The sequence below is a fragment of the Kitasatospora sp. NPDC096077 genome, from assembly GCF_040303245.1.
Taxonomy (GTDB): Bacteria; Actinomycetota; Actinomycetes; order Streptomycetales; family Streptomycetaceae; genus Kitasatospora.
Genome location: NZ_JBEOSV010000042.1, coordinates 32,624 through 42,925, shown reverse-complemented (window position 1 = coordinate 42,925; position 10,302 = coordinate 32,624). Strand labels below are relative to the sequence as shown.

Genomic DNA, 10,302 nt, shown 5'->3' with positions numbered 1-10,302 from the left:
AAAACGGAGGAAACAAGCATGACGACGGTTGCGCCGGAGCGCCTCGCCCGTATCCGCGAAATCATCGCCGAGAACATCGACGTGCACACCGAGTTCTCCGACACCGCTTTGTTCGTCGACGAGTTGGGCGCCGACTCGCTCAAGCTGATCGACGTGCTGAGCGCGCTGGAGATGGAGTACTCCATCGTCATCGACATGAACGAGCTGCCGAAGATGGTGAACGTGGCGACCACCTGCCAGGTGACGGCGGCCGCGGCCGGCTGGTAGCCGCCCCACCCGCCCGAACGCACCGCACCCGCACACACCGCACCCGCACCCGCCGCACACCCCAACGCACCGCCCCCGTACGAACCCCTCCCGCCACCCCACCGCTCAAGGAGCTCAAGGAGAGGTCCCATGGACTCCACCGCACAGTCACCAGCGGCCCCCCGGTCCGGCGCGCCGACCGGACGCCGCCGGGTCGTCCTCACCGGCCTCGGGGCGATCTCCAGCATCGGTACGGGCGTCGAGGAGTACACCGCGGGGCTGCGGGCCGGCCGCTCCGGCGCACGGCCGATCACCCGCTTCGACACCACCGGCTTCGGCCAGAACACCGCCTGCGAGGTCCCGGACTTCGAGCCGGAACGCTGGATCCACCGGGTCCCGCTCCAGGAGATCGGCCGGGCCGGGCAGTTCGCCGTCGCGGCGGCCCGGATGGCGGTGGACGACGCCGGGCTGACCGAGGAGGACCTCGGCGAGCGCCAGGCCGTGATCACCGTCGGCACCACCGACGGCGAGTCGCACGACATCGGCCTGCTGGTCGAACAGGAGCTCGCCGCCGGGGACCCGAAGGCGATCGACCCGGTGCTGGCCCGCCGGATCAACGCCGGCCGGCTGAGCACCGCGATCGCCCGCGAGCTGCGGATGCCCAACGTCGAGCCGACCACCATCACCACCGCCTGCGCGGCCGGCAACTACGCGATCGGCTACGGCCTGGACGCGATCCGCTCCGGTGAGGTGGACGTCGCGCTGTGCGGCGGCACCGACGCCGTCTGCCGCAAGGCCTTCGCCCTGTTCAAGCGGTTCGGCGCGCTCACCCCGGACGTGGTCCGCCCGTTCGACCGCAACCGCCAGGGCATCCTGACCGGCGAGGGCGCGGGCATCCTGGTCCTGGAGAGCCTGGAGTCCGCGCTCTCCCGCGGCGCCCACATCTACGCCGAGGTGCTCGGCTACGGCCTCAGCTGCGACGCCGCCCACGCCACCGCCCCCAACCGGGACGGCATCGCCCGCGGCATCCGGCTCGCCCTGGCCGACGCCGGGGTCGAGCGCGACGAGGTCGACTTCATCTCCGCGCACGGCACCGGCACCAAGGCCAACGACAAGACCGAGTCGGCCGCGATCCTCGACGTGTACGGCGACACCCCACCGCGCACCGTCGCGGTGAAGTCGATGCTCGGCCACTCGATGGGCGCGGCCAGCGCGCTCGCCGCGATCGCCTGCGGCATCGCCATCGAGCACCAGTTCATCCCGCCGACCATCAACCACCAGGAACCCGACCCGGACTGCCCGTTGGACGTCGTCCCGAACCGGGCCGTGGACGCCGAGGTCCGGATCGTGGAGAACAACTCCAGCGCCTTCGCCGGCAACAACGCCATCCTGATCCTGGGCACGTACGGAGAGCGAGTCCGCTGATGACCACCGCCACCCGCTCCCCCGAGCACCCCGCGACCCCGCGGCCCGATGCGACCCCCGAGCGCCCCGGGTCCCCGTCGGCCCCGCTGGCCCCCGACACCCCCGTCATCACCGGCTGGTCGGCCGTCTCCCCGTACGGCCTCACCCGCCGGGCCTTCGCCGAGGGCCTGCGGTCCGGCGCCCGCACCGCCGTCGAACCGGACGCGGCGTACGGCCCGCTGCCCTCGCCCGAGGTCTGCCTGGTCCCCGGCTTCGACATCAAGGGCCTGCTCGGCCCCACCGGCACCACCAAGATGGACCGGCTCACCGCGCTCACCCTGGTCGCCTCCGACGGCCTGCTGAACGACGCCGAGGGCAACCGGGTGGTGGCCACCGACGAGCGCACCGGCGTGGTCCTCGGCATCTCGATGGGCAGCCTGGAGAACGTCACCAACTTCCTCAAGCAGTCGTACACCAACGCGCTGCCGTTCCACGTCGACGCCGGCCGGATCCCCTTCGGCAGCCTCAACCACGCCGCCGGCGCCACCGCGATCCGGCACGGCCTGACCGGCCCCAACACCACCGTCGCGGGCGGCCGGGTGAGCGGCCTGCTGGCGCTCAACTACGCCCGCCGACTGCTGGGTCAGGGCCGGGCGACCAGGTACCTGGTGGGCTCCGCCGAGGAGTTCTCCGCCGCGCACGCCTGGTTCGAACACGCCGCGGTCGCCCCCGGCGACCCCGCGCCGCTGCTCGGCGAGGGCTGCGGCCTGCTGGTGGTCGAGCCGGCCGGCTCCGCCGAACGCCCGGCGCTCGCCGCCGTGCTGGCGGTCGAGACCCGGGTGGACGTCGACGACGACCCCGGCGCCGCCGTCACCGCCTGTGTGCAACGCGCCCTGGCAAGGGCCGGCGCCACCGCCGAGGAGGTCTGGGCCGCCGTCCCCAGTGCCGCGCCCACCGCGGCCGGCCGGGCCGAACAGGCCGCGCTGGCCGCGCTGTTGCCCGCCGAGGCGCTCACCGCCGTCCCGCCCATGACCCTGCTCGGCGACACCAGCGCGGCCTCCGCCACCTTCCAGATCCAGGCGCTGCTCGCCATCGCCGAGACCGAACCGGCCGCGGTCGGCCGAACCGCCCTGGTCACCGCCGTCGACCGGGACGGCGCGGTGGGCTGCACCGTGCTGCGGCTCCTCGACCCGCACCGGGACACTCACCGTGACCCGCACCGTGACCCGCACCGGGACGCGGCATGATCGCCCTGGTCAGCGGCGGTTCCCGGGGCATCGGCCGGGCCGTCGTGCTGCGGCTCGCCCGGGACGGCTACGACGTCGCCTTCTGCTACCGCGCCGACGCCGAGGCCGCCGAACGACTGGTCGAGGAGGCCGGCGGCACGGGCCGCCGGATCACCGCCACCCGCTGCGACGTGGCGGACGCCGCCGAGGTCCGCGACTGGTACGCCCGCACCGAGCGCGAACTCGGCCCGGTGGACGCCGCGGTGACCTCGGCCGGCATCACCAGGGACCGCCCGGTGATCCTGATGCCCGAGACCGACTGGGATCCGGTGCTGCGCACCAACCTGGACGGCGTCTACCACGTGTGCCGCGCGGCCGCCTTCGCGATGAGCAAGCGACGCAGCGGAGTGATCGTCAACCTCTCGTCGGTGTCAGGGATTTACGGTAACGTCGGCCAGGCCAACTACGCCGCCTCGAAGGCGGGGATCATCGGGTTCACCAAGTCCCTGGCCAAGGAGTGCGGCCCGCGCGGCGTCCGGGCCAACGTGGTCGCTCCGGGGCTGATCGCCACCGACATGGTCGGCGACATGTCCGAGGCCGCCCTGGCGCGGATGCTGGGCAACGTTGCGCTCGGCCGGGTCGGCAAGCCCGAGGAGGTTGCCGATCTGGTCTCCTTCCTGCTGTCCGACCGCGCGGCGTACATCAGCGGGTCGGTCTTCGAGATCCACGGCGGCGGCACGTTCTGATGGTCCGACGAGTGGGGGCGGGAATGCGGGCAGCACAGCAGCCGACGGACGGGGGCGGCCGGGACCGCTACGACGTGATCGTGGTCGGCAGCGGCCTCGGCGGGCTGGTCAGCGCGGCCTACCTGGCCGCCGGCGGGCGCAGCGTGCTCGTCCTCGAACAGCACGACGTGGCGGGCGGCAACGCCCACGTCTTCCGCCGCCGGCGCAAGTACGAGTTCGACGTGGGCACCCACTACCTCGGCGACTGCGGGCCGGACGGGATCATCCCGGCCATCCTGTCCGGGCTCGGTCTGCGCGACCGGGTGAGCTTCCGCCCGATGGACAACGAGCACGGCTTCGACCGGATCATCACCCCCACCGCCACGCTGGACGTGCCGGCCGGCTGGGCCGCCTACCACGACCGGCTCCGGGCGGCGCTGCCGGAGGAGGCCGAGGGCATCGACCGCTACGTCGAACTCGCCCGGGCGGTGTCCGCCGCCAACCGGGCCGGGCTGCTCGGCAAGTCCGTGGTCGAGCTGTTCCGGGCCTCCCCGGAGACCATGCGCTGGACCCGCCGCACCCGCACCTTCGGCCAGGCCCTGGACCACTGCGGCCTCTCCCCGAAGGCCCGCACCCTGCTGGCCGCCCAGGCCGGCAACTACGGCACCATGCCGGACGGCATCACCTTCGGCGAGCACGTCGGCATGCTCGACCACTACCTGCGCGGCGCCTACTACCCCGAGGGCGGCGGGCAGGTAGTAGTGGCCGCCCTGGTGGAGGCGCTGGAGGCGTACGGCGGGGAGCTGCGCACCCGCAGCGAGGTACGCCGGATCCTGATCGAGCCGGGCAGCCCCGATCAGGGCGGCACCGGCCAGAGCGGCGCCGGCGCCGGGGCCGAACAGAGCGGCACCGGGGCCGGACAGAACGGCACCGGGGCCGGACAGCCCCCGCGCGCCACCGGGGTGGAACTCGTCGACGGCACCCGGATCTCCGCCCCGCTGGTGATCTCCAACGCCGACTACCGCCGCACCGTGCTCGAACTGTGCGGCGGCGAGCGGGCCTTCCCCGTCGACGTGGTCGAGCGCACCCGCGCCGCCACCATGCGCGGCGCCGTGGTCGCCCTGTACGTCGCGCTGGACACCGAGCTGCCCGGCCTGCCCAACGCCAACCTCTGGTGGCACGACAGCGACGACATGGAGGCCGCACACGCCGCCATGCTCGAACGCTGGCGGCGCGACGGCGTGCTGGACTCGCTGCCGCACCTGATGTTCTCCTTCGCCTCGCTCAAGGACCCGGGCGCCGGCGCGGTCTGCCCGCCCGGCCACAGCAACTTCCAGCTGCTCACCGGCTGCCCGCCCGGCCACGACTTCTGGGGCCTGAGCGGGGGCGCCGTCGACGGTGTCCCGTACCGCCGCAACCCCGCCTACCTGGAGCGCAAGCGCCAGGTCACCGAACTGATCCTGACCACCGCCGAGAAGGTGATCGGTCCGTTCCGCGAACACATCACCCACCTCGAACTGGCCACCCCGCTCAGCCAGGAGCGCTACACCCGCAGCTCCGGCGGCACCCCGTACGGCATGGCCAACTGGGGCACGGTCGGCCGTCGCCCCGACGTCCGCACCGAGGTCGACGGCCTCTACGTGGTCGGCCAGAGCGTGCGCTACGGCAGCGGGCTGAACGCGGTCGCCACCACCGGGATGGTCGCCGCCGGCCAGCTGCTGGACCGCCCGCTGCTGGCCGAGGTGGCGGCCGGCGCGGTGCTCGGCGACCCGGCCCGGCTGCCGGTCCGCGGCCCGGACTGGGACCCGCTGCTGGTCTCCCGCGGCCGGGCCCGGCAGGACGCCAAGGGCCTCGCCCGGATCGGCTGACCCCCTCCTCTCCTCCCGCCCCGGCCACACCCGCCTCCCCGACAGGAGCAGTGTCCCCATGACCCATGCCGCCGCGCCCCAGGCCCCCACCTTCGCCGTGGTCCCCGGCGCCCAGGTGCACGAGGCCCTCCACGGCCGCGAACAGGACGTCGTCGCCACCGTCGAGGCCGCGTACCGGCTGCACGGCGAGGGGCTGACGGTCAACCCCGACTCGTACTTCCTGCGCTTCCCGGACCGCCCGGCCGACCGGATCATCGCCCTGCCCGCCTCGGTCAAGGGCGGGGTCGGGGTGCACGGCATCAAGTGGATCTCCAGCTTCCCGGGGAACGTGGCGGCCGGCCTGCCCCGCGCCTCGGCCGTCCTCGTCCTCAACGACGCGGAGACCGGCTACCCGTTCGCCTGCCTGGAGAGCTCCATCATCAGCGCGGCCCGCACCGCCGCCTCCGCCGCCCTGGCGGCCGCCCGGCTGGCCGACGCCCGCGGCGAACGCCCGCGCCGGGTCGGCTTCTTCGGGGTCGGCCTGATCGCCCGCTACATCCACACCTACCTGGCCGCCAACGGCTTCGAGTTCACCGAGGCGGGCGTCCACGACCTCTCCGCCGACCACGCCCACGGCTTCGCCGACTACCTGCGCCGGTCCGGCGGCGAGCACCTCGCGGTCACCGTCCACGAGAAGCCCGAGGACCTGGTCCGCTCCGCCGACCTGCTGGTCTTCGCCACCGTGGCCGGCGAGCCGCACGTCACGGACCCGGCCTGGTTCGCCCACCACCCGCTGGTGCTGCACGTCTCGCTGCGCGACCTCTCCCCGCGGATCGTCCTCGACTCCTGGAACGTGGTCGACGACATCGAGCACTGCCTGAAGGCCGGCACCTCCCCGCACCTGGCCGAACAGCTGGTCGGCCACCGGGAGTTCGTGGCCGGCACGCTGTACGACGTGCTCACCGGTGCGATCACCCCGCCCGCCGACCGCCCGGTGGTGTTCTCCCCGTTCGGCCTCGGCGTGCTGGACCTCGCGGTCGCCAAGCACGTCTACGACCACGTGCTGGCCACCGGCCTGCTGCACACCGTCCCGGGCTTCTTCCACGAGCTCAAGCGCTACGGCTGACCGCCCCCGCACCCCACCGGACGCCCGCCCCCCACCGGGCGGGCGTCCCCCTTTCCCCCGCCACCCTCCCCCTCCCCCTCCCCCTCATCCCCCTATCTCGCCCCATCCACCGTCAGCAGAGCGTCAGTTGGCCGTCAGCCGCCAGGGCGGAGAATCACCCCATGAGATCCTTTGCCACCCTGGCCGAGTTCACCGAGGCGACCGGCGAGCACCTCGGCTACAGCGACTGGCTCGAAGTCACCCAGGACAGCGTGGACCGGTTCGCCGGCGCGACCGGCGACCTCCAGTGGATCCACGTGGACCCGGAACGCGCGGCCACCGGCCCGTTCGGCACCACCATCGTCCACGGCTACATGACGCTCGGCCTGCTGCCCGCGATGATGCGCGCGATCTTCGAGATCGAGGACGTCACCATGGGCGTCAACTTCGGCCTGGACAAGGTGCGTTTCCCGCATCCGGTCAAGGTCGGCACCCGGGTCCGCGGCGGCGCCCGGGTCACCAGCGTCCGGGAGACCCCGATGGGGTACCTGGCGGCGGTGCGGATGACCGTGGAGATCGAGGGCGAATCCCGGGCCGCCTGTGTGGCCGACACCCTCTCCCTCTTCCTCGCAACCCCCGCGCCCCGCTCCACCTCCGTGCCCACCCCCGTCCCCGCCCCTACCCCCGTCCCCGCCCCCATCCCAACCCCCGTGGCCCAAAAGGGGAGTTAGTACTACCGATCTGGACCCCCCACCCCCGCCAGAATGGTTCCACGGCCACCACGGCCGGGCAGCACGAAGGCAGCAGAGAGGAGCGCGTCCATGGACCGCACGATGCAGCTCGGGTCGAACCCGGCACCGGCCGAGATCAGGGGCTTCTCCGCCTCCGCCGGACTCACCGGACTACGGCGCGCGTTGACGCTCTGCTGGCTGTCGGTCACCGCCCTCGGCCGCTCCCTCGCCCTCACCACCGCGATCTCCCTGATCGGCCCCGGCCTCGGCCTGGTCCCCCGGGCGATGGACCGGGTCCGGGCCCTGGCGGCCCGTCAGCGCGGCCTGGCCGACGAGTGGTCGGGCGTACGGATCCCCGGCCCGCCCGGACCGCTGCCCCCCGCCCCCGAGGGCGCGGCCGGGACGATCGCCCGCTACCGCTGGATCATGAGCGACCGGCAGACCAAGCGGGAGTTCGCCTGGATCCTCACCGACCCGGTGGCCGGCGGCCTCCTCGCCTTCACGCCGATCGCCCTGGTGCTCAGCGGCCTCTGGGGCATCTTCCTGGCCTTCTTCGGCGTCCCGCTCTCCACCCAGTGGGACGGCCTCTGGTACCAGTTCATCCCGATCGACGGCCAGGCCACCGCCGTCCTGGCCGGCCTGCTCGGCCTGCTCCAACTCCCCTTCGCCCTCTGGGTGGCACCCCGCGCCGTACGCAAGCACGCGCTCTACACCCGCTCGATGCTCGCCCCGAGCGAGCAGGAGCTGATGGCCAGCCGGATCGAGCACCTCACCACCACCCGCTCCACCGCGGTGGACACCCAGATGGCCGAGATCCGCCGGATCGAGCGCGACCTGCACGACGGCGCCCAGGCCCGGCTGGTCGCGATGGGCATGACCCTGGACGCCGCCGAACACCTCCTGGAGACCAACCCGGACGCCGTCCGCGCCCTGCTGATCGAGGCCCGGGAGTCCTCCTCCAAGGCCCTGGAGGAGATCCGCAACCTGGTCCGCGGCATCCACCCGCCGGTGCTCGCCGACCGCGGACTCGCCGACGCGGTACGGGCGTTGGCCATGGTCTGCCCGGTCCCCACCGAGGTCGCGGTGGACCTCCCCGGCCGCCCCGAGATGCCGGTCGAGTCCGCCGCCTACTTCGCCATCTCGGAGATCCTCACCAACGTCTCCAAGCACTCCCACGCCGACCGCGCCTGGATCGACATTCGCTACGATCACGGCATGCTGCGCATCACCGTCACGGACACCGGCCGCGGCGGCGCGGACGCCACCCGCGGCACCGGCCTGCGCGGCATCGAACGACGGCTCGCCACCTTCGACGGCGTCCTCGCCGTCAGCAGCCCCGTCAACGGCCCCACCATGGTCACCATGGAGCTCCCGTGCGCATTGTCCTCGCCGAAGACCACTTCCTCCTGAGGGACGGCCTGATCCGCCTCCTCCAGGCCTACGGCCACGAGGTCGCCGCCGCCGTCGACAACGGCGCCGACCTCCTCCGCGCCCTCACCGACCACCAGCCGGACGTCGCCGTCGTCGACGTCCGGCTGCCCCCCAACTTCACCGACGAGGGCCTGCGCGCCGTCCTCACCGCCCGCCGCACCATGCCCGCCCTCCCGGTCCTCCTGCTCTCCCAGTACGTCGAGCCCCTCTACGCCCGCGAACTCCTCGCCAGCGGCGGCCGCGGCGTCGGCTACATGCTCAAGGACCGCGTCACCAACGGCACCCAGTTCCTCGACTCGATCCGCCGCGTCGCCGACGGCGGCACCGCCATGGACCCCGAGGTCATCTCCCAGCTCCTGGTCCGCAAGGAACGCGACGAATCCGTCGCCGCCCTCTCCGCCCGCGAACGCGAAGTCCTCGAATGGGTCGCCCAGGGCCGCTCCAACGCCGGCATCGCCCAGGGCCTCTTCATCACCGAGAAGGCCGTCGCCAAACACATCAGCAACATCTTCACCAAGCTCAACCTCCTCCCCACCGACGCCGACAACCGCCGCGTCCTCGCCGTCCTCGCCTACCTCGACCAATAACCCCGCCGCCCCAACGCAAAAGGCCCGGTCAGCGAACTGACCGGGCCTTCCAGCAACTGAGCCGCCTGCGGGATTCGAACCCGCGACCTACGCATTACGAGTGCGTTGCTCTGGCCAACTGAGCTAAGGCGGCACCGTTGCCACGTGTGGTGGCAACGCGGGCCAGTCTACACAGGTTCGCAGGTGATCCGTAGCCGGGCCGGGCGGTGGTCGGGTGGGCGGCGGGTGGGGGTGGGGAGGGGGCGGATGGTATTCGCTTCAATCGATCACCGGTACGACGTTACGATGAGCGCCCACCCCCACCCCCTCCCCACCTCCGGAGTCACCGTGTTCGGTGTCAACGACCTGGCGACGTACGTCCTCGGCGCCCTCGTGATCATCCTGCTGCCCGGCCCCAACTCGCTGTACGTGCTGTCGGTCGCCGCGCGGAAGGGCATCCGGACCGGGTACAAGGCCGCAGCGGGCGTGTTCGTGGGCGACCTCACCCTGATCAGTCTGACCTCGCTGGGGGCCGCCTCGCTGTTGAAGGCGAACCCGGCGGTGTTCGCGGTGGTCAAGTTCGGCGGCGCCGCCTACCTGCTGTGGATCGGGTTCGGGATGCTGCGGTCCGCCCGCCAGCTGTGGCGCGAGCACCGGGCCGAGGCCGACCCGGCGAACGCCGGTGCCGAGGCGGCCGCGGAGTCGGGTGAGCAGCCGTTCCGGCGGGCGCTGGTGATCAGCCTGCTCAACCCGAAGGCGATCCTGTTCCTGCTGTCGTTCTTCACCCAGTTCGTCGACCCGTCGTACGGGCAGCCCGCGCTGTCCTTCATCCTGCTCGGCGGGATCCTGCAGACCTTCAGCCTGCTCTACCTCTCGCTGCTGATCTTCGCGGGCACCACGCTGGCCACCGCCTTCCGCCGCCGCCGGCGGCTGTCCGCGACCCTGACCAGCGGCGTCGCCGTGCTGTTCGCGGGCTTCGCGGCGAAGCTGGCGGTCTCCTCCGCCTGACCGGGCGGGAGCA

General features: G+C 72.8%; 9 protein-coding genes, 1 tRNA gene and 1 pseudogene. 10 read left to right on the top strand and 1 reads right to left on the bottom strand.

Features of this window, described 5'->3' with window-relative positions:
• The first annotated feature begins 18 nt into the window (after window positions 1-18).
• The 9 genes and pseudogenes from ABTZ03_RS29130 (at window position 19) to ABTZ03_RS29090 (ending at window position 9,302) form a co-directional block, all read left to right on the top strand.
• Window positions 19-267: an acyl carrier protein gene (locus ABTZ03_RS29130; protein WP_350516079.1), complete on the top strand. Its 249-nt coding sequence runs from the start codon at window positions 19-21 to the stop codon at window positions 265-267.
• A gap of 129 nt (window positions 268-396) precedes the next feature.
• Complete coding sequence (locus ABTZ03_RS29125; RefSeq protein WP_350516078.1) at window positions 397-1,671, top strand: beta-ketoacyl-[acyl-carrier-protein] synthase family protein; 1,275 nt, start codon at window positions 397-399, stop codon at window positions 1,669-1,671.
• Window positions 1,671-2,897 carry a beta-ketoacyl synthase N-terminal-like domain-containing protein gene (locus tag ABTZ03_RS29120; protein ID WP_350516077.1) on the top strand — a complete coding sequence of 409 codons (1,227 nt, stop codon included), beginning with the start codon at window positions 1,671-1,673 and terminating at the stop codon, window positions 2,895-2,897. Before ABTZ03_RS29125 ends, ABTZ03_RS29120 begins: the two co-directional genes overlap by 1 nt.
• The gene (fabG, locus tag ABTZ03_RS29115) at window positions 2,894-3,622 is read left to right on the top strand and encodes a 3-oxoacyl-ACP reductase FabG (RefSeq protein ID WP_350516076.1); all 729 of its coding nucleotides are present in this window, start codon (window positions 2,894-2,896) and stop codon (window positions 3,620-3,622) included. Before ABTZ03_RS29120 ends, fabG begins: the two co-directional genes overlap by 4 nt.
• A 23-nt stretch (window positions 3,623-3,645) precedes the next feature.
• On the top strand, window positions 3,646-5,469 hold the full coding sequence (locus ABTZ03_RS29110; protein WP_350516075.1) for a phytoene desaturase family protein: 1,824 nt from the start codon (window positions 3,646-3,648) through the stop codon (window positions 5,467-5,469).
• A 58-nt stretch (window positions 5,470-5,527) separates the two neighbouring features.
• Window positions 5,528-6,574 (top strand): 2,3-diaminopropionate biosynthesis protein SbnB, encoded by a 1,047-nt coding sequence (gene sbnB / locus ABTZ03_RS29105; RefSeq protein ID WP_350516074.1) that lies wholly within the window; start codon window positions 5,528-5,530, stop codon window positions 6,572-6,574.
• Window positions 6,575-6,735: 161 nt separating this feature from the next.
• Window positions 6,736-7,179, top strand: a pseudogene (locus tag ABTZ03_RS29100) (MaoC family dehydratase); the annotation flags it as partial.
• A 195-nt stretch (window positions 7,180-7,374) separates the two neighbouring features.
• Complete coding sequence (locus ABTZ03_RS29095) at window positions 7,375-8,694, top strand: sensor histidine kinase (protein ID WP_350516073.1); 1,320 nt, start codon at window positions 7,375-7,377, stop codon at window positions 8,692-8,694.
• Window positions 8,658-9,302, top strand: coding sequence for a LuxR C-terminal-related transcriptional regulator (locus tag ABTZ03_RS29090; RefSeq protein ID WP_350516072.1), 645 nt, complete (start codon window positions 8,658-8,660; stop codon window positions 9,300-9,302). The genes ABTZ03_RS29095 and ABTZ03_RS29090 overlap by 37 nt, the downstream gene beginning before the upstream one ends.
• A 59-nt stretch (window positions 9,303-9,361) precedes the next feature.
• Here ABTZ03_RS29090 and ABTZ03_RS29085 read toward each other — a convergent pair.
• Window positions 9,362-9,435, bottom strand: a tRNA-Thr gene (locus tag ABTZ03_RS29085).
• A gap of 152 nt (window positions 9,436-9,587) precedes the next feature.
• Here ABTZ03_RS29085 and leuE point away from each other — a divergent pair.
• Window positions 9,588-10,289, top strand: a complete 702-nt coding sequence (gene leuE, locus ABTZ03_RS29080; protein WP_350516071.1) for a leucine efflux protein LeuE — start codon at window positions 9,588-9,590, stop codon at window positions 10,287-10,289.
• Window positions 10,290-10,302: the final 13 nt, after the last annotated feature.

What these genes read in the sequence shown, in the direction of transcription:
- ABTZ03_RS29130 (WP_350516079.1), top strand. Translation starts at nt 19, where the DNA reads ATGACGACGGTTGCGCCGGAGCGCCTCGCCCGTATCCGCGAAATCATC.
- ABTZ03_RS29125 (WP_350516078.1), top strand. Translation starts at nt 397, where the DNA reads ATGGACTCCACCGCACAGTCACCAGCGGCCCCCCGGTCCGGCGCGCCG.
- ABTZ03_RS29120 (WP_350516077.1), top strand. Translation starts at nt 1,671, where the DNA reads ATGACCACCGCCACCCGCTCCCCCGAGCACCCCGCGACCCCGCGGCCC.
- fabG (WP_350516076.1), top strand. Translation starts at nt 2,894, where the DNA reads ATGATCGCCCTGGTCAGCGGCGGTTCCCGGGGCATCGGCCGGGCCGTC.
- ABTZ03_RS29110 (WP_350516075.1), top strand. Translation starts at nt 3,646, where the DNA reads ATGCGGGCAGCACAGCAGCCGACGGACGGGGGCGGCCGGGACCGCTAC.
- sbnB (WP_350516074.1), top strand. Translation starts at nt 5,528, where the DNA reads ATGACCCATGCCGCCGCGCCCCAGGCCCCCACCTTCGCCGTGGTCCCC.
- ABTZ03_RS29095 (WP_350516073.1), top strand. Translation starts at nt 7,375, where the DNA reads ATGGACCGCACGATGCAGCTCGGGTCGAACCCGGCACCGGCCGAGATC.
- leuE (WP_350516071.1), top strand. Translation starts at nt 9,588, where the DNA reads ATGAGCGCCCACCCCCACCCCCTCCCCACCTCCGGAGTCACCGTGTTC.